General features: G+C 57.7%; 23 protein-coding genes and 2 pseudogenes. 12 read left to right on the top strand and 13 right to left on the bottom strand.

What is annotated here, in order from left to right:
• Positions 1-299: 299 nt before the first annotated feature.
• The gene (locus FJW00_RS04230; RefSeq protein WP_009092055.1) at positions 300-1,070 is read right to left on the bottom strand and encodes an ABC transporter permease; all 771 of its coding nucleotides are present in this window, start codon (positions 1,068-1,070) and stop codon (positions 300-302) included.
• Positions 1,067-1,996, bottom strand: coding sequence for an ABC transporter ATP-binding protein (locus tag FJW00_RS04225; protein ID WP_009092057.1), 930 nt, complete (start codon positions 1,994-1,996; stop codon positions 1,067-1,069). Before FJW00_RS04225 ends, FJW00_RS04230 begins: the two co-directional genes overlap by 4 nt.
• A 108-nt stretch (positions 1,997-2,104) precedes the next feature.
• Here FJW00_RS04225 and can point away from each other — a divergent pair, with 108 nt between their 5' ends.
• Positions 2,105-2,761 (top strand): carbonate dehydratase, encoded by a 657-nt coding sequence (gene can / locus FJW00_RS04220; RefSeq protein ID WP_181405347.1) that lies wholly within the window; start codon positions 2,105-2,107, stop codon positions 2,759-2,761.
• Positions 2,762-2,841: 80 nt separating this feature from the next.
• Here the strand turns inward: can and hpt are convergent, their stop codons facing one another.
• The gene (gene hpt, locus FJW00_RS04215) at positions 2,842-3,378 is read right to left on the bottom strand and encodes a hypoxanthine phosphoribosyltransferase (protein ID WP_009092060.1); all 537 of its coding nucleotides are present in this window, start codon (positions 3,376-3,378) and stop codon (positions 2,842-2,844) included.
• A 235-nt stretch (positions 3,379-3,613) separates the two neighbouring features.
• Here hpt and FJW00_RS04210 point away from each other — a divergent pair, with 235 nt between their 5' ends.
• Positions 3,614-4,897, top strand: coding sequence for a cystathionine gamma-synthase family protein (locus tag FJW00_RS04210; protein WP_009092062.1), 1,284 nt, complete (start codon positions 3,614-3,616; stop codon positions 4,895-4,897).
• On the opposite strand, the gene cueO is transcribed toward FJW00_RS04210, so the two are convergent.
• On the bottom strand, positions 4,898-6,529 hold the full coding sequence (cueO, locus tag FJW00_RS04205; protein ID WP_140923138.1) for a multicopper oxidase CueO: 1,632 nt from the start codon (positions 6,527-6,529) through the stop codon (positions 4,898-4,900).
• Positions 6,530-6,710: 181 nt separating this feature from the next.
• Here cueO and FJW00_RS04200 point away from each other — a divergent pair, with 181 nt between their 5' ends.
• The 3 genes from FJW00_RS04200 (at position 6,711) to speD (ending at position 8,860) form a co-directional block, all read left to right on the top strand.
• Complete coding sequence (locus tag FJW00_RS04200; protein WP_009092068.1) at positions 6,711-7,058, top strand: YacC family pilotin-like protein; 348 nt, start codon at positions 6,711-6,713, stop codon at positions 7,056-7,058.
• 100 nt (positions 7,059-7,158) lie between these two features.
• Entirely contained in the window at positions 7,159-8,022 is an 864-nt protein-coding gene (speE, locus tag FJW00_RS04195; protein ID WP_046101240.1) for a polyamine aminopropyltransferase, read from the top strand.
• Between the two features lie 22 nt (positions 8,023-8,044).
• Positions 8,045-8,860 carry an adenosylmethionine decarboxylase gene (gene speD / locus FJW00_RS04190; RefSeq protein ID WP_181405345.1) on the top strand — a complete coding sequence of 272 codons (816 nt, stop codon included), beginning with the start codon at positions 8,045-8,047 and terminating at the stop codon, positions 8,858-8,860.
• A gap of 47 nt (positions 8,861-8,907) precedes the next feature.
• On the opposite strand, the gene FJW00_RS04185 is transcribed toward speD, so the two are convergent.
• From FJW00_RS04185 to dtnK, 3 genes are read right to left on the bottom strand one after another with little or no spacing between them, the layout of a single operon-like run.
• Entirely contained in the window at positions 8,908-9,669 is a 762-nt protein-coding gene (locus tag FJW00_RS04185; RefSeq protein ID WP_009092075.1) for a DeoR/GlpR family DNA-binding transcription regulator, read from the bottom strand.
• A gap of 6 nt (positions 9,670-9,675) precedes the next feature.
• Entirely contained in the window at positions 9,676-10,656 is a 981-nt protein-coding gene (locus FJW00_RS04180; RefSeq protein WP_009092077.1) for a D-threonate 4-phosphate dehydrogenase, read from the bottom strand.
• Positions 10,649-11,905 (bottom strand): D-threonate kinase, encoded by a 1,257-nt coding sequence (gene dtnK / locus FJW00_RS04175; protein ID WP_140923137.1) that lies wholly within the window; start codon positions 11,903-11,905, stop codon positions 10,649-10,651. The genes FJW00_RS04180 and dtnK overlap by 8 nt, the downstream gene beginning before the upstream one ends.
• A gap of 187 nt (positions 11,906-12,092) precedes the next feature.
• Between dtnK and FJW00_RS04170 the strand changes: the two genes are divergently transcribed.
• The 5 genes from FJW00_RS04170 (at position 12,093) to FJW00_RS04150 (ending at position 17,510) form a co-directional block, all read left to right on the top strand.
• Entirely contained in the window at positions 12,093-13,241 is a 1,149-nt protein-coding gene (locus FJW00_RS04170) for an iron-containing alcohol dehydrogenase (RefSeq protein ID WP_140923136.1), read from the top strand.
• Between the two features lie 11 nt (positions 13,242-13,252).
• Positions 13,253-14,137 (top strand): dihydrodipicolinate synthase family protein, encoded by an 885-nt coding sequence (locus FJW00_RS04165; RefSeq protein WP_140923135.1) that lies wholly within the window; start codon positions 13,253-13,255, stop codon positions 14,135-14,137.
• 79 nt (positions 14,138-14,216) lie between these two features.
• Complete coding sequence (locus FJW00_RS04160) at positions 14,217-15,632, top strand: sodium:solute symporter family protein (RefSeq protein ID WP_009092082.1); 1,416 nt, start codon at positions 14,217-14,219, stop codon at positions 15,630-15,632.
• A 1-nt stretch (position 15,633) separates the two neighbouring features.
• The gene (locus tag FJW00_RS04155; RefSeq protein WP_140923134.1) at positions 15,634-16,830 is read left to right on the top strand and encodes a sialidase family protein; all 1,197 of its coding nucleotides are present in this window, start codon (positions 15,634-15,636) and stop codon (positions 16,828-16,830) included.
• A gap of 8 nt (positions 16,831-16,838) precedes the next feature.
• Positions 16,839-17,510, top strand: a complete 672-nt coding sequence (locus FJW00_RS04150) for an SDR family NAD(P)-dependent oxidoreductase (RefSeq protein WP_181405346.1) — start codon at positions 16,839-16,841, stop codon at positions 17,508-17,510.
• Between the two features lie 63 nt (positions 17,511-17,573).
• Here FJW00_RS04150 and yacL read toward each other — a convergent pair whose 3' ends face one another.
• From yacL to FJW00_RS04135, 3 genes are all read right to left on the bottom strand, one after another.
• A complete protein-coding gene (yacL, locus tag FJW00_RS04145) occupies positions 17,574-17,954 on the bottom strand; it encodes a protein YacL (RefSeq protein ID WP_009092085.1) in 381 nt (126 codons plus the stop codon).
• A 190-nt stretch (positions 17,955-18,144) separates the two neighbouring features.
• Entirely contained in the window at positions 18,145-20,742 is a 2,598-nt protein-coding gene (acnB, locus tag FJW00_RS04140) for a bifunctional aconitate hydratase 2/2-methylisocitrate dehydratase (RefSeq protein ID WP_111208287.1), read from the bottom strand.
• Positions 20,743-21,161: 419 nt separating this feature from the next.
• The gene (locus FJW00_RS04135; RefSeq protein WP_009092087.1) at positions 21,162-21,671 is read right to left on the bottom strand and encodes a phenolic acid decarboxylase; all 510 of its coding nucleotides are present in this window, start codon (positions 21,669-21,671) and stop codon (positions 21,162-21,164) included.
• 105 nt (positions 21,672-21,776) lie between these two features.
• Between FJW00_RS04135 and FJW00_RS04130 the strand changes: the two genes are divergently transcribed.
• Together FJW00_RS04130 and FJW00_RS04125 are read left to right on the top strand one after the other, a co-directional pair.
• Positions 21,777-22,682, top strand: a complete 906-nt coding sequence (locus FJW00_RS04130; protein WP_140923132.1) for a LysR family transcriptional regulator — start codon at positions 21,777-21,779, stop codon at positions 22,680-22,682.
• A 141-nt stretch (positions 22,683-22,823) separates the two neighbouring features.
• A pseudogene (locus tag FJW00_RS04125) lies at positions 22,824-23,297 on the top strand (Ssp6 family T6SS pore-forming effector); the annotation flags it as partial.
• A 266-nt stretch (positions 23,298-23,563) separates the two neighbouring features.
• On the opposite strand, the pseudogene FJW00_RS04115 reads toward FJW00_RS04125, so the two are convergent.
• The 3 genes and pseudogenes from FJW00_RS04115 to aceF form a co-directional block, all read right to left on the bottom strand.
• Positions 23,564-23,851 (bottom strand): annotated as a pseudogene (locus FJW00_RS04115) (integrase core domain-containing protein); the annotation flags it as partial.
• 49 nt (positions 23,852-23,900) lie between these two features.
• Positions 23,901-25,325: a dihydrolipoyl dehydrogenase gene (gene lpdA, locus FJW00_RS04110; RefSeq protein WP_009092092.1), complete on the bottom strand. Its 1,425-nt coding sequence runs from the start codon at positions 25,323-25,325 to the stop codon at positions 23,901-23,903.
• Between the two features lie 160 nt (positions 25,326-25,485).
• The coding region (aceF, locus tag FJW00_RS04105) for a pyruvate dehydrogenase complex dihydrolipoyllysine-residue acetyltransferase (protein WP_140923131.1) at positions 25,486-26,725 on the bottom strand (1,240 nt) is incomplete at its 5' end.

Genomic DNA, 26,725 nt, shown 5'->3' with positions numbered 1-26,725 from the left:
TCACTCGCGCTGAAATAAACAACAGTCGGGGCTTAAGGCTAATCTTAAAAAAAATTTAACAGTGGAGAATCATTAAGATAGAAACCGGTTCCACTTTAATATCAGATAATGCTTAGGGTTATTTTTTATCAGGAGGGCGAAAAAGGCGGCTATTTCCCGCAATCGCGTGAAAAAAGAGAGACGGAACAGAAGAAAGGATCGTTTTTTAAGGCCAGTGACAACCGGAAAAGGCGGCGATTTTTTATCCGATAATAAAAAAGCCACGCGCGTTTCGCTGCGTGGCTTCGGTAAAGCTTTCGTCAGGTGCGTAATCCGCGTCCGCGCTGAATCAGCGCATAGACCAGCCCGTAAAAGACCAGAATAAACGCGATCAATACCGAAAGCGTAAAGGCCAGCGGCACGTCATTAATGCCCAGGAAGCCATAGCGGAACCCGCTGATCATATAGACGATGGGGTTCAGCTTCGAAACGGCCTGCCAGAATGGCGGCAGCAGACTCAGCGAATAGAACACGCCACCCAGATAGGTCAGCGGCGTCAGCACAAAGGTCGGGATCAGGCTGATATCGTCAAAGGTCCGGGCAAACACGGCGTTCAGCAGACCGGCCAGTGAAAACAGAATCGCGGTCAGCAGCAGCGTCACCGCCACCATCGTCCAGGAGTGAACGTGAAACGGCACGAAGAAGAGCGAAATGGCCGTGACCAGAACCCCGACGCAGACGCCACGCGCCACGCCGCCGCCAACATACCCCGCAATAATGATGTGGGTCGGCACCGGCGCGACCAGCAGCTCTTCAATGTTGCGCTGGAATTTGGCACTGAAGAATGAGGATGCTACGTTAGCATAGGCGTTGGTAATGACCGCCATCATGATCAATCCCGGCACGATAAACTGCATATAGCTGAAGCCGTGCATCTCACCAATGCGTGACCCGATCAGGTTACCGAAGATGATGAAATAGAGCGTCATGGTGATTACCGGCGGCACCAGCGTCTGGATCCAGATGCGGGCAAAACGGTTAATCTCTTTGGCCCAGATACTTTTCAGCGCCACCCAGTACAAATGTGTCATGCTTTTGCTCCTGTTTTTCCCTGCGTCGTCAGGCCAACGAACAGCTCTTCCAGACGGTTCGCTTTATTTCGCATACTCAGTACCTGCACCCCCTGCGCACTCAGCTGGCTGAAGACGCTGTTCAGCCCCTGCTCACGCAGCACTTCCACCTCCAGCGTGGAGGTATCCGTCAGGCGATACTGGAATCCTTCCAGCGCGGGCAACGGACTGCGCGGCGCCAGATCGAGGATAAAGGTTTCTGATTTCAGCTTGGACAGCAGCCCTTTCATCGAGGTGTTTTCCACCAGCTCACCGCTCTGGATGATGCCGATGTTGCGGCACAACATCTCCGCCTCTTCCAGATAGTGGGTGGTGAGAATGATGGTGGTGCCTTTGGCATTGAGATCTTTCAGGAACCCCCACATTGAGCGCCGCAGTTCGATATCGACCCCCGCCGTCGGCTCATCCAGAATCAGCAGTTTGGGCTCATGCATCAGCGCGCGGGCGATCATCAGACGGCGTTTCATCCCGCCGGAGAGCATGCGCGCCCGTTCACTGCGTTTTCCCCAAAGATCGAGCTGTTTCAGGTACTTCTCCGCCCGCTGATTGGCCTCACGCCGTCCGACGCCGTAGTAACCCGCCTGGTTAACGACGATCTGCATCACCGTCTCAAACGGGTTAAAGTTAAACTCCTGTGGCACCAGGCCGAGCTGGCGCTTGGCATTCACCACATCTTTTTGCAGGTCGTAGCCAAACACCCGCACGCTGCCGCCGGACTTATTGACCAGCGAACTGATAATCCCGATGGTGGTGGATTTACCGGCACCGTTTGGCCCCAGCAGCGCATAAAAGTCACCCGCTTCAACGTTAAGATCGATGCCCTTCAGCGCCTGTACGCCGCCGGGATAGGTCTTGGTCAGCTGAGAAAGTTCCAGTGCATATGTCATTCTGCATCCATACCCTGTTTTGGTGGCATCGTAATGCCGTTTAAATTTAGTCAGCCCTGGCATATAGTACGCGCGCGCACCTTGCGCAGTAACCGGTCGCTCAACGCCATGACAGACATTAACACCCTGATCAGTAACAACCGCGAATGGTCAAAATTACTGATTGAAGAAGATCCCGGCTTTTTTGAGCGGCTCGCCCAGGCACAAAAACCGCGCTTCCTGTGGATCGGCTGCTCAGACAGTCGTGTTCCTGCCGAACGCCTGACCGGACTGGAACCGGGCGAACTCTTTGTTCACCGCAACGTCGCCAATCTGGTGATCCACACCGATCTGAACTGTCTGTCCGTGGTGCAGTACGCTATTGAAGTGCTGGAAGTTGAACACGTCATCGTGTGCGGCCACTACGGCTGCGGCGGCGTGCAGGCCGCGATGGATAACCCGGAGCTGGGGTTGATCGACAACTGGCTGCTGCACATCCGCGACCTCTGGTACAAGCATAGCGTGTTGCTGGGGGAACTCCCGCCGGATAAGCGCCTGGACAAACTGTGTGAAATCAACGTGATTGAACAGGTCTATAACCTGGGACACTCGACCGTAGTGCAATCTGCCTGGAAACGCGGGCAGAAAGTCTCACTGCACGGCTGGGTTTACGGCATTCAGGACGGCTGCCTGCGTAACCTTGATGTCACGGCAGACAGCCGGGAGATCCTGGAACAGCGCTACCGCAACGGCATCGCCAGTCTGCAGATGAAGGCCGAAGCCTGAACCGATCGCGGCGCAAAACGCGACATAGCCTACACCAGTCGGAGGGTGCAGGCCTTGGAAGAATGTGCGGTTATGCGCTGTCAGGATTCCAGCGGCACCACTTTGCCGATGTAAGGCAGATGGCGATAGTGCTGGGCGTAGTCGATACCAAAGCCCACCACAAATTCATCGGGAATGGCGAAGCCGACATACTCAACGTTAACCTCGACTTCGCGGCGTTCAGGCTTATCCAGCAGGGTGCAGATCGCCAGGGATTTTGGCTGACGCAGCTGCAGGATCTCCCGCACTTTGCTCAGGGTGTTGCCGGAGTCAATGATATCTTCGACGATCAGCACATCCTTGCCGCGAATGTCCTCGTCCAGATCTTTCAGGATTTTCACATCACGTGAGCTGGACATGCCGCTGCCGTAGCTGGAGGCGGTCATAAAATCGACTTCATGCGGCACCTCAATGGCGCGACATAGGTCAGCCATGAACATGAATGAGCCGCGCAGCAGCCCCACCAGTACCATATCGCTGCCGCTGTCGCGGTAGTGATCGGTAATCTCTTTGCCCAGTTCAGCGATGCGCGTGGCGATTGCCTGTTCAGGGATCATCACTTCAACAGTGTGTTTCATTGCGTTCAGCCCGGTTACGTCAGAAAAGCCCCGAAGTCTATCACAGACGCCGCCGCGTCGGCTGCGCCGCAGCGCAGGCAAACGATTACGTCGCGAAAATTGTTCACGGTCGTCTGCGGCTGGCTCAAATGCGCATTACCTTAGAACATTACGGCATTTACCAGCATGATTCGCTGCATGGTAGCCTTTATCCAACATATCGTTACCCTACTCGCGCCGCAGGCCGGAGATCACAATGACTTCACCTTCAAGCAAGAAAACGCATATCGGCGACAGGCCGCTGCACCCTGAAACGCAGATGCTGAACTATGGCTACGATCCCCGCCTGTCAGAAGGCGCGGTGAAGCCGCCGGTCTTTCTGACCTCCACCTTTGTCTTCGACAGCGCCGAAGAGGGACGCGATTTCTTCGATTACGTCTCCGGCCGGCGCGAGCCGCCAGAGGGCAAATCGGGCGGGCTGGTCTACTCCCGCTTTAACCACCCTAACAGCGAAATCGTGGAGGATCGGCTGGCCGTCTATGAGCAGGCGGAGAGCTGCTCACTCTTCTCCTCCGGCATGGCTGCCATCGCCACCACACTGCTGACCTTTGCCCGTCCCGGCGAGGTGATCCTGCACTCCCAGCCGCTGTATGGCGGCACCGAAACTCTGCTCAGCAAGACGCTGCACAATCTGGAGATTGGCGCGGTCGGCTTCAGCGACGGCAATGATGAGGCCAGAGTACGTGAGGCGGCACAGCAGGCGATGGCGCAGGGCCGCGTGGCGATCATCCTGATTGAAACCCCGGCGAATCCCACCAACAGCCTGGTCAACATTCGTCTGATGGCGCGTATCGCTGATGAGATTGACCAGCAGCAGGGCTCCCGACCCATTATCGCCTGTGACAACACGCTGCTCGGCCCGCTGTTCCAGCAGCCGCTGACCCTGGGCGCGGATCTCTCGCTCTACTCGCTGACTAAATATGTGGGGGGACATTCGGACCTGATTGCGGGGGCGGCGATGGGCAGCAAAGCACTGATGGCAAAAGTGCGCGCCCTGCGCAGCGCCATCGGCACCCAGCTGGACCCGCACTCAAGCTGGATGCTCAGCCGATCGCTGGAAACGCTGTCGCTGCGCATGGAAAAGGCCTGGCAGAATGCGGAAGCCGTGGCGGCGTTTCTGCGCGATCACCCGAAAGTGGCGAAGCTGCACTGGCTGCCCTATCTCGACGCGGAGAGCGCCGAGGGCAAAACGTATCGCGAGCAGTGCAGCGGCGCCGGTTCGACCTTCTCGTTCGATATCGTCGGCGGCCAGCCTGCGGCGTTCCGTTTCCTCAACGCGCTGTCGCTGTTCAAGCAGGCGGTGAGCCTGGGCGGCACCGAGTCGCTGGCCAGCCATCCGGGCAGCACCACCCACTCCGGCGTGCCGCAGGCGGTGCGTCAGCGAATCGGTATCACTGACGCCACGGTGCGGCTGTCGATTGGCATTGAGAACGCGGGCGACCTGATTGAAGATGTGAAGCTGGCGCTGGAGCAGGCGTAATCAGCTCACGGTAAAGCCCAGCATCATGCCGGTATCTTCATGTTCCAGCAGATGACAGTGGGCCATATAAGCGTGTTCGGCGGCGGCGACATAGTTGAAGCGCACCAGCACTTCACTGCGCCAGCCGTCGACATTGACCATATCTTTCCAGCCCTGCCGATGGGGTGCCGGCGGTTTGCCATTCTCGGAGAGAATGCGGAACTGGGTGCCGTGAATATGAAACGGATGCAGCATCGCATCGCCTTCGCCGGAGATCGTCCACTTCTCATAGTCGCCCAGCTTCGCCGCAAACGACGGTTTCGTCATATCAAACGCCTGACCGTTGATTTTATTGCCGTTTCGGAAATCATAACCCGCTGGCAGCGCCATACCCGCCATACCGTGCATGCTGTGGTCCATCGGCGCGGCGGATGAGCCGTGCGCCTGCTCCATCGCCGGATGGTCGCCCGTCTCCCCGGCTTTTCCCTGCCTCTGCGGCATCGCGTGATGCCCGCCTTTCCCCATCGCTTTCTCGCCATAGCGCTGCATCAGCGCCTGCATCCCCTGCTGGTCCAGCTGCGGGTCCATCATCAGCTGCAGCCAGCGGGTGTGCAGCCCCTCTGTCGCGGGCAGAGCGGGCAGCGTCGCCAGCCGATCCGGCAGCGTGGCGCTGGCCATCACCCGCAGCGGCAGGATCTGCACCAGCGGCAGCGGCTGATCGAATGGCGGCAGCGTCATCCCCATCTGATCGGTGGGCAGCGTCACCAGATCAAAAGCTTTGCCGTCGGAGGTGTCGATCATCACCTCAAAGCGCTCGCCCGGCAGGATCGGCAGCGCCTCGACGCTGACCGGCTCCGCCAGCAGACCGCCGTCGCTGGCGATCACATAGAGAGGACGTTTATCACTGGCGGCAACGTGCAGCGACCGGGCATTACAGCCGTTGAGCAGGCGCAGACGCAGCCAGCCGCGCGGCACCGCATGCTGCGGATAGTGCGCCCCGTTAGTCAGCATCATGTCACCAAACCAGCCTACCGCCGCGCGCATCACGTCGAGCTGATAGTCGATATGGCGGCCATCCTGAGTCAGCTGCTTATCCTGAAAAATCAGCGGCACATCATCCACGCCCCACTGCACAGGCAGCCGCAGTGTGCCGCTCTCTTTATCTTCCAGCAGGATCAGGCCCGCAAGCCCCTGCGCCACCTGATGCCCGGTTTTGCCGTGCAGATGGGGGTGATACCAGCAGGTTGCGGCGGGCTGATCGGGCGTGAAGGAGACCTGACGCGAGCCGCCGGGGGCTATCGCCGCCTGCGGTCCGCCATCCACCGCGCCAGGGATTTCCAGCCCGTGCCAGTGCAGCGTGGTCGCTTCGCTGAGCCGGTTATGAATGTTCACCGTCACCGGCTGGCCGCGCTGCAGCCGCAGTACCGGCCCCAGCAGGCTGCCGTTGTAGCCCCAGGTCGGCACCGCTTTGCCGTTCCACTGCGTGCTCCCCTGCATGGCGGTAAGGCTGTATGTGCCTCTGGCGTCGGGTTCCAGCAGAGAGGGAATCGGCAGCAGCGCACGGGGTGCCGCCATCAGCGAACGGCTCCAGAGCGGTAACGCTCCGGCTGCACTCAGTGCGGCGGTGAGTTTCAGGAAGTGGCGACGTTGCATGGTGAGCATCCTTGTGGCATCAGAGCGCACAGCCTAAACCCTGACCTTATGGGAAGGTCAAGCGCTACCCGTGATAATCTGACGAAAAAAGGCGGCGCAGCGGCTCACCACGGCAAATTAATCGAAAACCTGAGAGCAACTGTGCTAACGTCATTAACAATATCCATTGAAGAGAACGACTATGAAGCAAAGCATCAAGATCCTGCTGCTGACGGGACTCCTTGGCTTCTCCTCCACCAGTTTTGCCCTGAGTGAATCCGAAGCGGAAGATCTGGCGGATCTCACGGCGGTTTTCGTCTATCTGAAAAATGATTGTGGCTATCAGGATCTTCCGGACGCGCAGATTCGCAAAGCGCTGGTCTTTTTTGCTCAGCAGAACCGCTGGGATTTAAGCAACTACAGCAACTACAACATGAAAGCGCTGGGCGAAGAGAGCTATCGCGACCTCAGCGGCATCGCCATCACCAACGACAAAAAGTGCAAGTCTCTGGCCCGCGATTCACTGAGCCTGCTGGCTTACGTCAGGTAACGCCCCCGCCCTCTGCTGCCGGACATTTGACCGTGCAACCACGGTCAGTGTTAGCTATGATGTGCCGCCCATCTTCATGGCGACATCAGAGGAGAGCACCATGGCCCACAATGAAACGTGGCATGAAACCCTTCATGCCGGTTTTGGCCAGTATTTTACGGTAGACAAAGAGCTGTACCGTGAAAAAACTGCGCATCAGGATTTAATCATTTTCGAAAATGCCGCGATGGGTCGCGTCATGGCGCTGGACGGTGTGGTTCAGACGACCGAGCGTGACGAATTTATCTATCATGAAATGATGACTCACGTTCCCCTGCTGGCGCACGGCGCCGCGAAGAGCGTGCTGATCATTGGCGGTGGTGACGGTGCGATGCTGCGTGAAGTGTCGCGTCATTCCCAGATCGAAAAGATTACCATGGTGGAGATTGATGCGGGCGTCGTGACCTTTTGCCGCCAGTACCTGCCTAACCACAGCGCAGGCGCCTACGACGATCCGCGCTTTACGCTGGTGATCGATGACGGGGTAAACTTCGTCAATCAGACGCAGGAAAAATTCGATGTGATCATCTCCGACTGTACCGATCCGATTGGTCCGGGTGAGAGTCTGTTCACCTCTGAATTTTATGCCGGCTGCAAAGCGGCCCTTAATGAAAATGGCATCTTTGTGGCACAGAATGGCGTCTGCTTCCTGCAGCAGGATGAGGCGGTGAACAGCCATCGCAAGCTGGGTCACTACTTTGCGGATGTCAGCTTCTATCAGGCCGCGATCCCGACCTACTACGGCGGCATCATGACGTTTGCCTGGGCGAGCGACAATCCGGCGCTGCGCCACCTGGATACCGCCACGCTACAGGCGCGTTTCGAGGCCGCTGGCCTGGCCTGCCGTTACTACACGCCAGCCATCCATACCGGCAGCTTTGCCCTGCCACAATATCTGTTGAATGCGCTGTCTGCCGCGTGCTGACAGCACATTTCTAAGGGGGTGAATGAAATTGCAAAAGCTAAAACTACATGGCTTCAACAACCTGACGAAAAGCCTGAGTTTTTGTATTTACGATATCTGCTATGCGAATACTGAAGCTGAACGCGATGGGTACATCGCCTATATCGATGAACAATATAACGCGAATCGCCTGACGGAGATCCTGACCGAGACCTGCTCCATCATCGGTGCCAACGTGCTGAACATCGCGCGTCAGGATTATGAGCCGCAGGGAGCCAGCGTCACGATTCTGGTCAGCGAAGAGCCGATCGATCCGAAAGATATCGATAACTCAGAACATCCGGGTCCCCTGCCCAACTCGGTGGTGGCCCATCTGGATAAGAGCCATATCTGCGTGCACACCTACCCGGAGAGCCACCCTGAAGGCGGACTCTGCACGTTCCGCGCGGATATTGAAGTCTCAACCTGTGGCGTGATCTCACCGCTGAAAGCGCTGAACTACCTGATCCACCAGCTGGAGTCAGACATCGTCACCGTCGATTACCGGGTGCGCGGCTTTACCCGTGACGTGAAAGGGATGAAGCACTTTATCGACCACGAGATTAATTCGGTTCAGAACTTCATGTCTGAGGATATGAAGGCGATGTATGACATGGTGGATGTGAACGTCTATCAGGAAAACATCTTCCACACCAAGATGTTGCTGAAAGAGTTTGAGCTGAAGCACTACCTGTTTAACACCCGTCCGGAAGATCTCAGCCCGCAGGAGCACAAACGCATCACCGACCTGCTGTGGAAAGAGATGCGTGAGATCTACTACGGCAGAAACATCCCTTCTGTTGGTCTGAAGACGCTGTAACCCTCAGGCGCGCAGCGTTACCGGCGGTAACCTGCGCGTGCTGTCTCTCAGGTCGTCAGCGCGAGCGCAATGCCGCGCTCGCGCAGCGTGCGGCAGACCGCGTCCTCTAAACCGCTGTCCGTCACCACATCGGTCAGCTCATCCAGCGGTGCCGCGCAGAACAGCGACCAGGAACCATATTTGCTGCTGTCCGCCAGCAGAACCCGGCGAGCCGCATTGGCCAGCAGGTCATGTTTCAGCCCCGCTTTCTCCTCGGTCGGCGTGGTGATGCCGCGCTCCAGGCTCCAGGAGTTACAGCTGACGAAAGCGATATCGGGATTGATGCTGCGCAGCAACCGGCGTCCATGTTCCCCCACGCAGGACTGACTGGAGTCATCAATCCGCCCGCCGATAATCGTCACCTCAATCTGCTTAAATTCCGACAGAAACAGCGCAATGTGCAGATCGGCCGTGATCACCCGCAGCGGCAGATGCGTCAGCTGACGCGCCAGTTCCAGCATGGTGGTGCCGGCATCCAGCACGATGGCATCGCCTGCCCGGACAAAGCTGGCGGCGCACTCCGCAATGGCCTGCTTCTCCGCCAGGTGACGCTGCATCTTCTCCAGGGTGGTCGGCTGGGCGGGAATAAACCGATTCAGGGTGACACCACCGTGACTGCGGCTGATCACGCCCTCTTTATCCAGCTTGATCAAATCACGGCGAATCGTGGCGGGTGAGGCGGAGATCGCACTGACCAGTTGCTCAACAGTCACCAGATTATGGCTTTTCAGATAATCCATAATCTGGTCAAGACGGCTCTGTCCCTTCATATTTCCCTATGCGAGCTGCATCGCGAGTTTGATAGAGATCGCCATGCTCTCAGACTTCGCTTTACCTGTCCAGGCGATATCAAAGGCGGTGCCGTGGTCCGCAGAGGTGCGGATAAACGGCAGGCCGGCGGTAATGTTGACGCCGTCATAGAAGCCCAGCAGCTTCAGCGGGATATGCCCCTGATCGTGGTACATCGCGACCACCATGTCATAGTGCCCCTCCTGGCATTGCAGGAACACCGTGTCCGGCGGGCACGGCCCGGCGACATCAATCCCCTGCGCTTTCATCGCCTGAATGGCAGGTGCAACGGTGGTGATCTCCTCATCGCCAAACAGCCCGTTCTCTCCGGCATGGGGATTGACGCCCGCCACGGCGATGCGCGGAGCCTGATAACCGACGCGCCGCAGGAAAGTGTCCGCCATACCAATGACCGTTTTAATGCGCGGCTGGTTCAGCGTGTCGAGGAACTTACGCAGCGCAATGTGAGTGGTGACGTGAATCACCTTCAGCTTATCGGTGTAGAGCACCATGGCGTAATCCCGGGTGTCAGTGAGGTGGGCCAGCAGCTCTGTGTGCCCCGGGTAGAGATGGCCGGCCGCATGCATCGCCTCTTTGTTCAGCGGCGCGGTGGCAATCGCCTGCACGTCGCCCGCTAGCGCCAGCGCCGTAGCACGTTTCACACAGCGCCACGCCAGATCGCCCGCCTCTTTCTGCACCACGCCGGGTTTCAGCGCGTCGGGGTCAGCCAGCGGTTCGTCAATCACGTTGATGATGCCAGGAGCAAAGCGTGCATCCTGCACCCGGTCAAGGACCCGTAGCTCCGCCTGGGGCGTAATGTTCATCGCCAGAATGCGGCGCAGCGTACTGGCGCAGCCAATCACCACGGCAGGAATGCCATTCAGCTCACCTTCAGAGAGCGATTTAATGATGATTTCCGGACTGATGCCCGCCGGGTCGCCCATGGTGATCGCAATAATTTTACTCACTCGACTTCTCCTCAATAAAATCAATGGCTGCTACCAGGGTGTTTTCATCACCAAAGCCACCCGCTTTGGTCATCACCGGCAGAGTAAATTCACTGTTAAGCAGAACCCCGTGCGGCACACAGCCCGCCACCAGACCCTGAATGGTAAAGCCGCTGGCACCCAGTGCCCGGGCGACGGCCATCGCCACATCCCCTCCCGACAGATAGAGCGCATGCGGCTGCGCACTCAGGCAGAGCCGGTAGGTGATCTCGCCGAGAAACTGACAGATCGCCTCCCCCAGCTGCTGGCGCGTCATGCTGAAGTGCTGACAGAGCTGCGCAATCTCGTGCCGCTGCGCCTCGTGCTGGCAGGTGGTGATCACCGTATGGCGACCGGCCCGCAGTGCCGCAGCCGCCTCGTCGATCCAGCGATCCCGATCGGGCCAGGCGGGCTGCCGGAACAGCTGCCGGATATCGATATCCACTCTTGCTGCGTCACGCCGGCTGAGCAGCGTGGCAACCTGCTGCTGCCCGCTCTCGCTCATCGATCCCACCACCGCCAGCACCGGCCGGGGCGTTCGCACCCGGAGCGCGGCGCCCAGCGCATCGCTTAATCCGGCGGCACCGACCAGCAGCGGCGTCTCGCGCAGCCGCGCAGCCGCGGCGATCAGTCGCGCCAGGTCCGCCCCGGTTTCGGCATCCACGACGACGATGCCGTGCGCCGCCGCCAGCACCGCATCAAGCCGGTCGCTGCGCAGCGTGGCAAGATCGATCACACTGCCGGCGATCTGCATCTGTTCGAGAACGCTGGCGCTGGCGATCGGGGTTTTCGGATCGCTGGCAAATTCGGTGTCCGTGAGCAGACGCTGATGGACCCGGACGTGACCTCCGCACGTGGTGCGGCCCAGTCGTGGCACCGCCGGTGCAACCAGCGCCAGCGTTTTCGCACTGGCCTTCAGTGCCGCCACCGTTTCAGCGCCGATATTGCCGCGCAGCGTGGAGTCGATCTTTTTGAACAGCCAGCCGTGCTGAAACTGCGCCGCGAAGTGGCGCACCGCCTGCGTGACGCGCTCTGCCGCCTGGGTGGCGCTGATCGCCCGACTCTCCGTGCTGACGACCAGCACATCTGCCGTCTCTGGCAACGCGCCCCGGGTGTCGAACAGCACCTGAACGCCTGCGCCGGCCTGCGCCAGTCCGCTTCCCGCATCGTTGGCACCGGTAAAGTCATCGGCGATGACCAGTACCGGCGTTTTCCATAATGATGAGCCCATCTTCACTCCTGTCAGGCGATTGCCGCTGCCATTGATTATATTCAATCATAATTGATTATATGTGAGCAACTTCAAATTAATCGAAATCGATATGCCCTATAAAATGAGCCATACAGAGTGACTGACCTCGCATTGAAATGAGCAAAGTTAATCATCTGCTCAGACGCGATCGATATAAGGGTATGAAATGAACATTAACAGCACGGTGATCAGCGGCTATCAGGCGTTAAACGACATGCGCTATCTGCTGGAGGGGGTTTCATCCACGGTAGTGGTAACTGACCGGAACATTGAAGCGATTCCGGCTGTGCAGGCGCTGCTGGGGCAACTCCGGGAGCAGATCCCCCACATCAGCGTGGTGAACAGTGTTCCCCCCGAGCCGAGCCAGCATGATGTGGCCGCCCTTCTTGCCGCACTCACGTCGAGCAGGGCTGACATGGTGATCGGTATCGGCGGTGGCAGCGTGCTGGATGTGGCAAAGCTGCTGTCGGTGCTGTGCGTGGATGCGGCCCCGTCGCTGGAAGCCCTGCTGGCGGGGGAGAAACCGCAGCACCGCACCCGCTCCATGCTGATTCCGACCACCGCGGGTACCGGCTCAGAAGCCACGCCCAATGCGATTCTGGCGATCCCGGAGAAGGAGACCAAAGTCGGCATTATTTCCCCGATCATGCTGCCCGATGTCGTCGCGCTGGTGCCGGAACTCACCACCAGCATGCCCGCACACATCGCCTCCTCAACCGGTATTGATGCCCTCTGCCACCTGATCGAGTGCTTTACCGCCTGCATCGCCAATCCGGTCAGCGATAACTATGCGCGGATCGGGATGAAGAAGCTGTTCGCCAATCTCGAAACCACCCTGCGGGAGCCGGAGAATCTGCAGGCACGACTGGAGATGTTGTGGGCCTCTTATTATGGCGGCGCGTCGATTGCCCATGCCGGCACGCATCTGGTGCACGCTCTCTCCTACCCGCTCGGCGGCAAATATCATCTGCCGCACGGCGTGGCGAATGCCATTCTGCTGGCCCCCTGCATGCGCTTTGTCCGTCCGGCGGCGGTGAGTAAATTCGCTCAGGCCTATGACCTGCTGCCCGACGCTGACCGCCGATTAAGTGATGAAGCGAAATCCCATGCGCTGGTCGACTACTTCACCGCACTGGTGGCGCGTCTGCAGCTGCCTGCCAGTCTGGAAGCGCTGGGCATCGGCCCGGATCACCTGCCCTATCTGGTGGAAGCCGCGCTCGACGTGCAGCGCCTGATGAAAAATGTCCCGATGGCGGTCACCGCTGACGATGTGCGCGCGGTCTATCTGACCCTGTTTCCTTCCTGCCAGGCGTAATGAGGATTGTCATGAATAAGAAAATATGCGGCGTACTGACCGCCATCGTCACCACCTTCGATCGTGACGGCGCTTTTGATCCGGTGAGACAGCGTGAGCAGGTCAGACGACAGCTCCGGGCCGGTAACGGCATCTTCTGCGGCGGCACCAACGGCGAATTCTTTGTGCTGAACGAGCAGGAAAAGCTCGCCGTCACCGCCACCTGCGTGGATGAAGTCAGCGGCCGCGCGGCGGTGGTGGCGCATATCGGCGAAATCTCGACGCGTGAAACGATCCGGCTCGGCACACAGATCGCCCGCCTGGGCGTGGATGCCGTCTCCGCGATCACCCCCTGGTTTGTGCCGCTGAAACAGCAGGAGCTGATCGATCACTACCGGCGCGTGGCTGACGCGCTGACGGTGCCGCTGTTCCTCTACAACATCCCGGCGCGCACCGGCAATACCCTGCAGCCGGAGACGGTGCGCACGCTGGCCGCCCATCCCAACATCATCGGCATCAAAGATTCGGCGGGCAGTTATGACAGCCTGCGCGGCTTCCTGCAGGCCACCGCCGACTGTGACGGTTTTGATGTGCTGAATGGCCCCGACTCGCTGATCCATCAGGGGTTTGTTGAGGGCTGCTCCGCCGCCATTTCCGGACTGGCCAACGTGGCCCCGGAGGCGATTAACGCTATCTGGGCGCGCTTCGCTGCCGGCGATATTGCCGGTTCGCAGCAGGCTCAGGAGAACGTCACCGGTCTGCGCACGGCGCTCTACAGCATCGGTTTCTCACCGGCCGCCGTGAAAAAAGCGGTCAGCCTGCTGGGCTTCGAGGTGGGTGAAAGCCGCTATGCGGTGCAGTTCAGCGCCGAAGAGCAGCAGCAGATCCGTCAGATCGTCACCCACTACCTGCAATAAACGCCATCGCCTTTGTCTCCTACCGGTCAGATGAGAACGAACCTGATGGTCGCCATCTGCCAGCACAATCGAGGTTATGATGAACGCATTTTCAACTGAGAGCACCTTACTGATCGTAGGCATGGTGGTCGCCTATATCCTGTTCACCACCTGGCTGACCTGGCGGCTGCGCAGTAAAAGCAGCGGTGACTTTATGGAAGGCTCCCGCGCCATGCCCGCCTTTATCGTCGGCATCATGCTGATGTCGGAATATATCGGGGCAAAATCCACGATCGGCACTGCGCAGGCCGCCTTTGAAAATGGCTTCGCCGCTTCCTGGTCAGTGATCGGCGCGGCGATTGGCTTCCCGCTGTTTGGTCTGATCCTGGTGAAGCGCATCTACAACACCGGTAAGATCACCATCTCCGGGGCGATCGCCGAAAAATATGGCAGTTCGACCAAAAACATCATTTCGCTGATCATGATCTATGCGCTGCTGCTGGTGAACGTCGGCAACTACATCAGCGGCGCGGCGGCGATCTCTACCGTGCTGAAGATCGACCTGACCCAGGCGGCCTTTATTACCGCGGTGGTGAGTACCTTCTACTTCGCGTTTGGCGGCATGAAAGGGGTGGCCTGGGTGACGCTGCTGCACAGCGCCATTAAGTACATCGGGATCCTGATTATCCTCTACGTGGCGCTGAAGATGACCGGCGGCGTGGCCCCGATGATCGAGAAAATGCCCGCCTTCTACTGGACGTGGGATGGTCACGTCGGGGCCAGTACCATTGTGGCCTGGCTGATCGGAACCGTGGGCTCGATCTTCTGCACCCAGTTTGTGATCCAGGCGATCTCCTCGACCAAAGATGTCAAATCCGCTAAGCGTGCCACGTGGGTCGCCTTCTTCTTCTGCCTGCCTATCGGCCTGGCGATGGCACTGATCGGCGTGGCGGCGAAGTTTGCTCATCCCGACATCAAGAGCCTCTATGCCCTGCCGGTGTTTTTGCAGGATATGTCCCCCTGGCTGGCGGGCATCGTGACGACCTCGCTGGTGGCATCGATTTTCGTCAGCGTCGGCACCGTGGCGCTGGCGATCGCCTCGCTGGTGGTGAAAGATTTTTATGTCCCTTACCGTCACCCTACGCCAGAGCGCGAGTTCAAAGTGACGCGCTGGTTCTCGATTGCCATCGGCTTCTTTCCGCTGCTGTTTGTGCTGTTCTTCCCGGAAGTGCTGAAGCTCTCCTTCTTTACCCGCGCGATTCGCCTGTCGATCACCGTCGTGGCGATCATGGCGTTCTATCTGCCGTGGTTTAAAAGCACACGCGGCGCCAACGCCGGTCTGATTGGTTCCTGTCTGGTCACCTCCGTCTGGTTCCTGATGGGGAATCCGTTTGGCATCGATAATATGTATGTGGCGCTGGCCACGCCGGCGATCATTATGGTGATTGACCGCTGCATCCCGTCACGCCAGTCTCAGCCTCAACCGCAACGCAATGCACAAAAGAGTGGAGCCTAATATGACTCAGGAAACCGTCACCGCCGAACGCACCGGCCAGCTTGCGCCGCATCCGCAGGATAGCGCGCAGCAGGTTGCGATGCTGCCCTCCTCCTGCCCGCAAAACCATGCGGCTAACCTGCTGCCGCTGCCGGATGGCGATCTGCTCTGCGTCTGGTTTGGCGGCACCCAGGAGGGGATCGCCGATATCTCAGTCTGGTGTTCACGGCTGCAGAAAGGCAGCGATCGCTGGAGTGAGGCGCAGAAGCTCTCTGAGGATCCGACGCGGTCCGAGCAGAATCCGGTGCTGTTCCTCGATCCCGATCAGGTCCTGTGGCTGCTCTGGACGGCGCAGAAGTCCGGTAATCAGGACACCGCCATCGTGCGCTATCGTCAGTCTCACGATCTGGGTCGGAGCTGGGGCGCGATCGACACCCTGCTGGATAAGCCTGGCACCTTTATTCGTCAGCCGATCGTGGTGCTGCCGAATGGCAACTGGCTGCTGCCGGTCTTTTACTGCCTGACGCCGCCCGGTGAAAAATGGGTGGGTAACTATGATGTCAGCGCCGTGAAGATCTCGGAGGATAAAGGCCGGAGCTGGCGCGATGTCAGCGTGCCTGACAGCACCGGCTGCGTCCATATGAACGTCACCCTGCTGGAGGATGGCTCGCTGCTGGCGCTCTACCGCAGTCGCTGGGCCGATCACATCTACCAGAGCCGCTCGTTTGATCAGGGGGAGAGCTGGAGTGCACCCGAAGCGCTGTCGCTGCCAAATAACAACTCCTCTATTCAGGTCACGACGCTGCGCAACGGTCATCTGGCGCTGGTGTTTAACGCCATGAGCGCTGAAGGTGCCAGCGAACGTCGCCTGTCGCTCTATGACGAAATTGAAGATGATGAAGAGGACGGTGAGGTGGCGGTGGCCGCCGGACCGGTGGTACACAGCGGCCGCACTGCCTTCTGGGGTGCGCCCCGTGCGCCCATGACACTGGCGATCTCAACCGATGGCGGCAAAAGCTGGCCGCTGCAGCGCAATCTGGACGAAGGCGATGGCTACTGTATGACCAATAACTCACAGCAGAAGTTAAACCGTGAGTTCTCCTATCCCAGCATCAAAGAGGGTCTGCATGGCGAACTGCATATCGCCTATACCTGGTATCGTCAGGCGATCAAATATGTGCGGATTGAGGAGTCATGGGTGCAGGGAGGTGACGCGTGAATGAACGGATGGCGCTGGTGACCGGTGCCAGCTCCGGCATCGGTCAGGCGATTTGTGACCGCTTACTGAGTGACGGCTGGCAGGTGATCGGCCTGAGCCGCTCGGCGGTCAGCCGCACAGAACCGGGCTGGCAGAGTCATCAGATCGATATCAGTGACAGCGCTGCCCTGCAGGTGCTGCTGGAACAACTGCCTGTGCCGCAGGCGGTGATCCATGCCGCGGGTATGATGCAGGCCGCGCCGCTGGGGGAACTGGATTTGGCGGCCAGCGCCCGTCTGTGGCAGCTGCACGTGGCCGCTGCGGAACAGCTGGCGAACCATTTTGCGCCGCGGATGGCGGCAGGCGGGAGAATATTACTGCTGGGCAGCCGTACGTCAGGCGGTGCCGCAGGCCGCAGTCAGTACGTGGCGACCAAATCAGCGATGATCGGCATGGTGCGCAGCTGGGCGGCAGAACTGGCTCCGCGTGGCATTACCGCCAATATCGTGGCCCCCGGTGCGACCGAAACACCGATGCTGCACCAGCCAGGCCGCGCCAGTTCACCGCCGCGCCTGCCGCCGATAGGCCGCTATATTCAGCCGCAGGAAGTGGCCGATCTGGTGGCGTTCCTGCTCTCTCCCTCAGCAGCGGCAATCACCGGGCAGCAACTGGTGATCTGCGGTGGCGCCTCGCTGAGCTAACCTGCCCCTGACGCCGGGCGGTTTCACATCCCGGCCAGACGTGAAGCGCCACCTGTCCGGCATTTAGCGCCGGACGGGATTGCCATACTGGTTAACAAACTGGCGATACGCGGCGATGACCAGCAGAAAATCTTCAATGCCGCAGAATGAGAGGCTCTCTTCGTCGTAGTAGTTCATCCCCTCCTCCATGCCGTCATCTTCCAGCGCCAGCAGGTTAGCGCGAATCATCACCTCCTCCTCATCCACCAGGATGGTGTATTCGCTGCCGATGCGCTGCCACTGTCGCACACTGCCCTTGACGTCTTCGATAGCGGCTTCGACTTCATCCAGCAGACCCGGATCGTTTTTCACCTCTTCGTTGAACCAGTGGCCGACCGCTTCATGATCCATCGACATGCGGACCTTAATCTGTCCGGTCACATCGCGTAAAAATTCATATTCCATCGCCCGTTCCTCTCAACGTCGTCGCGTCACTCAATGAGTGTCACGGCTGGCTTTGCAGCATAATGTGACACGTCGCGCATTATTACAGGCTGTCAGGCGAAATCCAGCTTTTGATCGTGCCGGTGTCCGGCGCGAAGACGAAAAAAAGGGGCGAATCATCGCCCCTTATGCATGCTTACAAGGTGAAAGATCAGACCGCGGTCTGGAAAATCACGCCTTCCGCTTTGTCGGTGTACTGCGCCAGCTGGTCGAAGTTGAGATAGCGATAGGTGTCGCTGGCCGTTTTATCGACCTGCGCCATAAATTGCTGATACTCATCAGGCGTGGGCAGCCGGCCCAGCAGTGATGCAACGGCAGCCAGCTCGGCAGACGCCAGATAGACGTTAGCGCCGGTACCGAGACGGTTCGGGAAGTTACGGGTCGAGGTGGAAACCACTGTCGAACCGTCTGCCACACGCGCCTGGTTACCCATGCAGAGTGAACAGCCCGGGATCTCGATACGCGCACCGCTTTTACCGAAGACGCTGTAGTAGCCCTCTTCAGTCAGCTGTGCGGCATCCATCTTGGTTGGCGGCGCCACCCACAGACGGGTTGGCAGCTGACCTTTGTGGCTGTCCAGCAGCTTACCGGCAGCACGGAAGTGACCGATGTTGGTCATGCACGAGCCGATAAACACTTCGTCGATCTTCTCGCCCTGAACGTCCGAGAGCAGACGGGCATCGTCTGGATCGTTAGGGGCACAGAGGATCGGCTCTTTGATATCAGCCAGATCGATCTCGATCACGGCGGCGTATTCCGCATCCGCATCGGCTTCCAGCAGCTGAGGATCGGCCAGCCATTTCTCCATGCTCTCCACGCGACGCTCCAGCGTACGACGATCGCCGTAACCTTCTGCGATCATCCACTTCAGCAGCACGATGTTGGAGTTGAGATATTCGATGATTGGCGCTTTATCCAGCTTGATGGTACAGCCCGCCGCAGAACGCTCTGCTGATGCATCGGACAGTTCAAACGCCTGCTCAACTTTCAGATCCGGCAGACCTTCAATCTCCAGGATGCGGCCAGAGAAGATGTTTTTCTTACCTTTCTTCTCAACGGTCAGCAGGCCCTGTTTGATGGCATAAAGTGGAATGGCGTGAACCAGATCGCGCAGGGTAATACCGGGTTCCATCTTGCCTTTGAAGCGCACCAGGACCGATTCCGGCATGTCGAGCGGCATGACGCCCGTTGCCGCGGCAAACGCCACCAGGCCCGAACCGGCCGGGAAAGAGATGCCGATAGGGAAGCGGGTATGGGAATCACCGCCGGTTCCTACGGTATCCGGCAGCAGCATACGGTTCAGCCAGCTGTGGATAATGCCGTCACCCGGACGCAGTGAGACACCGCCACGGTTCATGATAAAGTCTGGCAGCGTGTGGTGCGTGTTCACATCGACCGGCTTAGGATAGGCGGCGGTGTGGCAGAAGGACTGCATCACCAGATCGGTCGAGAAGCCCAGGCAAGCCAGATCTTTCAGCTCGTCACGGGTCATCGGACCGGTGGTATCCTGTGAGCCCACGGAGGTCATCTTCGGTTCGCAATACGCGCCCGGACGCACACCGGTCACGCCACAGGCGCGGCCGACCATTTTCTGCGCCAGTGAGAAGCCACGGGTGCTCTCCGCAACATCTTTCGCCTGACGGAATACGGTGCTGTGCGGCAGACCCAGCGACTCGCGCGCTTTGGTGGTCAGGCCACGGCCGATGATCAGCGGAATACGGCCACCGGCGCGCACTTCATCAATCAGCACTTCAGTTTTCAGTTCGAAGCTGGCCAGCAGGTCGTTAGTTTCGTGGTTACGCACTTCACCTTTGTAGGGGTAGATGTCGATCACATCGCCCATGTTCAGGTCGTTGACGTCCACTTCGATAGGCAGTGCGCCCGCATCTTCCATGGTGTTGAAGAAGATAGGCGCAATTTTGCTGCCCAGCACCACGCCGCCGCCTTTTTTGTTTGGCACGTTCGGGATGTCGTCGCCCATAAACCACAGCACCGAGTTGGTGGCGGATTTACGGGATGAGCCGGTTCCGACAACATCACCGACATACGCCAGCGGATAGCCTTTGGCCTGCAGCGCTTCGATCTGTTTGATCGGGCCGATATTGCCCGGCTCATCCGGCTCAATGCCTTCGCGGGCATTTTTCAGCATCGCCAGAGCGTGCAGCGGGATGTCAGGACGTGACCAGGCATCCGGGGCCGGAGAGAGGTCGTCGGTGTTGGTTTCGCCCGTTACCTTGAATACCGTGACCGTGATCTTTTCGGCCAGCTCAGGACGTGACAGATACCATTCCGCATCGGCCCAGGATTGCATGACCTGCTTCGCGTATTCATTGCCCGCTTTGGCTTTCTCTTCGACATCATAGAAGTTGTCGAACATCAGCAGGGTGTGTGAAAGGGCTTTGGCCGCGATGGGGGCCAGTCGGCTGTCGTCCAGCGCCTCGATCAACGGATGAATGTTATAACCGCCCTGCATGGTACCGAGCAGTTCGACCGCTTTTTCAGGAGAGATCAGAGGAGAGGTTGCTTCGCCTTTGGCAACAGCCGCCAGGAAACCGGCTTTGACATACGCCGCTTCATCGACGCCAGGTGGGACTCGGTTGACCAGTAAATCGGTCAGAAATTCTTCTTCACCCGCAGGTGGATTTTTCAGCAGTTCAACCAGCGCGGCCATCTGGGAAGCCTCTAAAGGCTTAGGAACAATTCCCTGGGCAGCACGCTCGGCAACGTGCTTACGGTATTCTTCTAGCACGACGTTATCCTCGCTCTCATTATGTAGGGCTTTCCGACCACCTTGCTCACTTATGGAGAACAACCTTCCCTTTTCTTGTCCAGGTTGAGGTGCCCGGTTTCGCGGAGGGCAGAATAGCAGGATTTCGTCCGTTTGTTAATCTGTTTACAAAAATACAACATAATCGACTACGCCCATTCTGCCCGTCCGGTTCGCCGTCTGCGCGGGCTGACTGTGCGTAAACGGACGGTCCCGAGCGTACCGCATGCCGCGGAAATTAGCCCCGAAAAATGTCTGGTTTATCGCGGTTTAAGAGAAGTATCAGGGCGGAATCGATAACGGGCAGGAATAGAAAGGTGCGGTTTGCAGGACTGGTCACCGATGCCATTGGCCAGACACAGTGGCGCAGAAGAGGCCCTGAAGACCTCTTCTGCCTGCTATCAGTTTTTCAGATTTTCCGGGAAGTCAGCGGGCAGCTGATCGGGCGGACAGTCGATCACGCTTTCGTTATTTTCGCCCACATCGCGGATCACGGTCAGCGTCGCGAACTCGTCAATGACTTCGGTTGGGTAAGCCGGACCCGCTTCGCGGAAGGCGGCCATCTCTTCCAGATGGTCATTCTGGAAACAGACGGTTTTTTCCGGATTGTTCATTACCCAGCGCGGGAAGAAGATGGTGCCGTGGAAGATTTTATCCGCCAGGTTCACGGCCAGGCTGACATCGGTGCCGGTAGGTTCAGTCCAGGAAACTTTATAGACATCCTGCGCCAGACGGACGACATAGACATGCTGATTTTTAACCCAGCGATTACCCACCATGCCGCTGTGGATGCGATAGTCGATCGTGCTGGCATTTTTGATGTAGAGCTCGTAATTCCAGCCGTTGTCGTAGGTGTAAACCAGGTGTTTGCCAACGATGCCTGACAGATCATGTTTATCAAAAGTGCTCATGGTCAATTCCTCATTTATTTGCCTTGAGGAGATTATTACGCGTTACAGATGAGATGAATAACGCTATTTTTAGCACTGAATAATCCAATTTTTCGATGATTTGCCATGTATAAGACGACACTGGAACAGTGGGCGCTGCTCGACGCGGTGGTGAATGAAGGAAGCTTTGCGCTGGCTGCAGAAAAGCATCATCGCAGCCAGTCTTCACTGAGCTATCAGCTTAGCCTGCTTCAGCAGCGGCTGGGTCTGACACTGCTGCAGCAGGAGGGGCGTCGCGCCGTCCTCACTGCCGAGGGACATCAGCTACTGGCTCAGGTTCGTCCATTGCTGGAGGGATTCAGCGCGCTTGAAGCTAAGGCGCATGCGCTGCAGCGGGGTGAACGTTCGCGCATCGATCTGATGGTGGACGCGACACTGCCTAAACCTCTGCTGTTTGATGTGCTGCAGACCTTTCAGCAGCGCTACCCCCATGTCCGCATCTGGTTCAGCGAAATTGTTCGCAGCGAAACGCCGGAAAGGCTGGCTGAGCAGCAGGCCGACCTCTGGCTTGTCGCGCAATATGGCGATGCCCCTGTTGCCGGCGAAAGCCTGATGAGCGTCGATTTCGTGGCCGTTGCCCATCGTGATCATCCGCTGCACAGTGAACCCGCCCCACTGAGTGCCGCCACGCTGGCTCGCTGGCCCTGCATCACCATCCTGGATCGGCAGCAACAGCACCAATCCGAAGTCAGTGGCGATCAGGCGGAGAACTGGTCCTTCACGACGCTCTCCGCCGCGATTGAAGCAGTCCAGCATCAGCTGGGCTATGGCTGGTTACCGGAACAGAATATCGCCGGGCTGCTAAAGAGCGGTGAACTGCGCCCTCTGCCGCTGTTGCAGGGCCGCCGACGCAGCAGTTCGCTGGTGATGTATATCAATGAAGAGAGGCTGCCCGGCAACAGCGCCATTGCGGCCCTGGCGCAGATGTTTGTGGAGCGGGTCGCGCAGGAGAAGCGCGTCGCTGAGCGCTAAGGAGGCTGAGTTTGTTTCCGTTGACGCGGGGAACATGCAAAAAACGCATTCCAAAGATGAAGCTGCGGTTTACCCCTTTAAAGCGTGGAACACCAGCGTTCTCATACGATCAGATTGCTGGCCCAAAACGGCAATCTTTGGTCTATCCGGCATGGCATTCTGGAAAATCGCAACTTCATGAAGACTATTGAGACTGTGCTCAATATCTTCAACAAGAATGTGCCTGAAGTCAGGCAGAACGCTATCTATAGCAAAACGATGGCTTCAGTTGCTGGCCGGACGCTTACGAACTCATTAATAGCAGGAAGGTTAGCAACTACCATTGCGCAGCGTAGCTCGTTCCTTGTTGCGGTCAGAGGTGGTCTGATTGGTAATGCCCTGCTTATTGGTGGCATGACAGAGAGATGTATCTATACCTCTGAAAAGCTGCAAAAGAGCAATCCTGAAGTCTATAACGCATTACGCGTGAGGAACTATGATTTACTCTACTTCCTACCTGAGCCAGCTCTGAACCCGTTCTTAGAAGCTCTCTATGTGAAGCGAACGCAAGGGCAACCGGCTTTTGAACGGATCATTGAAATGGTAGAGAAGGAGGTAAACGCTAATGCGAGATAATGAGTCTACCAAGCTGAGCTTAGGTAAACGCATCATGTATAGCCTTATAGAGGTGTCAGGTGCGATCATAGGCGGGTTACTGCTACTTCTGTGCTGCTACTGGTTCTTTCACTATGAAACCTGGCATGAGCGGCTGATGGCGATTGGTCTGTCTATCGGAGTTGTCTATCTGATAGGTAAGGTCTTACCTGAACGGCCAAATCAGTAAGCCTCTCATGGGGCCATACTCAGTTTTATCAGCTCAGACTTCATCTGAAAGTTACCCGTTATTTATACAGGTATTTATCAGAGTACATTTGGATTGAATTCTTCTCAGCCCAGAGGCTTTTTCCATCAGGTAATATTTCCATAAGCGTCCGGACAGGGCACATTTTCCCCTGATGAGTTCGCTGATTATTAAGTGAGCCAGCCAGTCATCAAGATCAGATTGTAATGTGTCGGGTTCACCATACCGCTTTTGCGGAACGCCACCTTCCTGCAATATCGTCATGTGGAAGCGCATCGCAGATGCCGTTAGTCTGTGGTGACATCGCTTTGGTCTTCGCATAATCCAGACCAAAAAAAAGCCTCCATATTGGAGGCTTTTTCGTCAGCAGCGGAAACTTACTTCTTCTTCGCTTTCGCGTTAGGCAGATCGGTGATGCTGCCTTCGAAGATTTCTGCTGCCAGACCGACTGACTCATGCAGGGTCGGGTGAGCATGGATGGTCAGCGCGATATCTTCCGCATCACAACCCATCTCAATCGCCAGACCGATTTCGCCTAACAACTCGCCGCCGTTAGTGCCGACAATCGCGCCACCGATGACACGGTGCGTCTCTTTGTCGAAAATCAGTTTGGTCATACCGTCTGCACAATCTGAAGCGATAGCACGGCCAGAGGCAGCCCACGGGAAGGTGGAGGTCTCGTAGCTGATGCCCTTCTCTTTCGCTTCTTTCTCGGTCAGACCGACCCAGGCAACTTCTGGCTCAGTATAGGCAATGGATGGGATCACTTTCGGGTCGAAGTAGTGCTTCAGACCGGAGATCACTTCCGCCGCAACGTGGCCTTCGTGCACGCCTTTGTGCGCCAGCATCGGCTGACCGACGATGTCGCCGATAGCATAGATGTGTGGCACGTTGGTACGCATCTGCTTGTCGACACGGATAAAGCCGCGATCGTCCACTTCCACGCCCGCTTTACCGGCATCCAGACCTTTACCGTTCGGCACACGACCGATAGCCACCAGCACGGCGTCATAACGCTGCGCTTCACCCGGTGCCTTTTTGCCTTCCATTGAAACGTAAATGCCATCGTCTTTTGCTTCAACGGCGGTCACTTTGGTTTCCAGCATCAGGTTGAATTTCTTGCTGATTTTCTTGGTAAAGACTTTGACGACATCTTTATCCGCAGCCGGGATAACCTGGTCAAACATCTCAACCACATCGATCTCTGAACCCAGCGCATGATACACCGTCGCCATTTCCAGACCGATGATACCGCCGCCCATAACCAGCAGACGCTTCGGCACTTCTTTCAGTTCCAGCGCATCGGTTGAATCCCAGACGCGGGGATCGTCATGAGGAATGAAAGGCAGTTCGATTGGGCGTGAACCCGCAGCGATGATGGCATTATCGAAGTTGATGGTGGTCGTGCCGCCTTCACCTTCCACCACCAGGGTGTTAGCACCGGTGAATTTGCCGAGGCCATTAACCACTTTGACTTTACGACCTTTTGCCATTCCTGACAGGCCGCCAGTCAGCTGGTTAATCACCTTCTCTTTCCAGCTGCGAATCTTGTTGATATCAGTAGAGGGCTGACCAAACACAATGCCGTGCTCTTCAAGGGCTTTCGCCTCTTCGATCACTTTGGCAACGTGCAGCAGCGCTTTAGAGGGGATACAACCGACGTTCAGACACACACCGCCAAGGGTGCTGTAACGCTCTACCAGTACGGTTTCCAGACCTAAATCCGCACAACGGAAGGCTGCAGAGTAACCTGCAGGACCTGCCCCAAGTACCACGACCTGGGTTTTAATCTCTGTACTCATCATGACCTCTTATTTGATATCCGGCGGGTCAGACGTTCTTATAATGCCCTTGTTCCACCGGGACTTTCACCGCAAGAGTTTACAGAATTGTTAACAAACTGCCAACCGTGACGCGACGAAACGTTAAAGGAAGGCCGGCATCCGCCGGCCTTCTTCACATTTACATAACTAAACGACGTATGTCTGAGAGCATATTGCCAATAATGGTGATGAATCTTGCACCATCAGCTCCGTCGATCACGCGGTGGTCGAAGGAGAGAGAGATTGGCATCATCAGACGCGGCGCAAACTCTTTACCGTTCCACACCGGCTCCATCGCCGATTTAGAGACACCCAGGATAGCCACTTCCGGCGCGTTAACAATCGGCGCGAAGTGCGTGGTTCCCAGGCCGCCCAGGCTGGAGATGGTGAAGCATCCGCCCTGCATATCGCCCGCGGTCAGCTTACCGTCACGCGCTTTCTTCGACACCGCCATCAGCTCACGCGACAGCTCGGTAATGCCCTTTTTGTTCACGTCTTTGAAGACCGGAACCACCAGGCCATTTGGCGTATCGACCGCCACACCGATGTTGATGTATTTCTTCAGCGTCAGCTTCTGCGCATCTTCGGAAAGCGAGCTGTTGAAGCGTGGCATCTGCTCAAGCGCGGCAGCGACAGCTTTCATGATGAACACCACCGGGGTGTACTTCACATCGAGCTTACGCTTCTCTGCTTCGGCATTCTGCTGCTTACGGAACGCTTCCAGATCGGTGATATCGGTTTTGTCGAAATGCGTAACGTGCGGGATCATCACCCAGTTACGGCTCAGGTTCGCACCCGAAATTTTCTGGATACGACCCAGTTCGACTTCTTCGACTTCGCCAAACTTGCTGAAGTCCACTTTCGGCCATGGCAGCATGCCTGGCAGGCCGCCACCGCTTGCCGCAGCCGGTGCCGCTTCAGCGCGTTTCACCGCCTCTTTCACGTAAGTCTGCACGTCTTCTTTCAGAATGCGACCTTTACGGCCGGTGCCTTTGACTTTCGCCAGGTTCACACCGAACTCACGCGCCAGGCGACGGATCACCGGGGTAGCGTGAACGTACGCATCGTTCTCGGCAAACTCACCTTTGCTGTCCGCTTTGGCTGCCGGAGCAGGCGCCGCAGATTTAGCTTCTGGTTTCGCAGCCGGGGCCGGTGCGGCTTCCTGCTTCGCTGCCGCCGGGGCCGGTGCGGCACCTTCGACTTCAAACACCATGATCAGTGATCCGGTGCTGACTTTGTCGCCGGTCGCCACTTTCAGCTCTTTGACGGTACCCGCGAATGGCGCAGGCACTTCCATTGACGCTTTATCGCCTTCCACCACGATCAGTGACTGCTCAGCGTCAACTTTGTCGCCCACTTTCACGAGGATCTCGGTGACT

It is taken from the genome of Pantoea anthophila (assembly GCF_006494375.1).
In the GTDB taxonomy this organism is placed as follows: Bacteria; Pseudomonadota; Gammaproteobacteria; order Enterobacterales; family Enterobacteriaceae; genus Pantoea; species Pantoea anthophila.
Note: the sequence above shows the minus strand (reverse complement) of the source record. Positions and strands in the feature narration are given on the sequence as shown.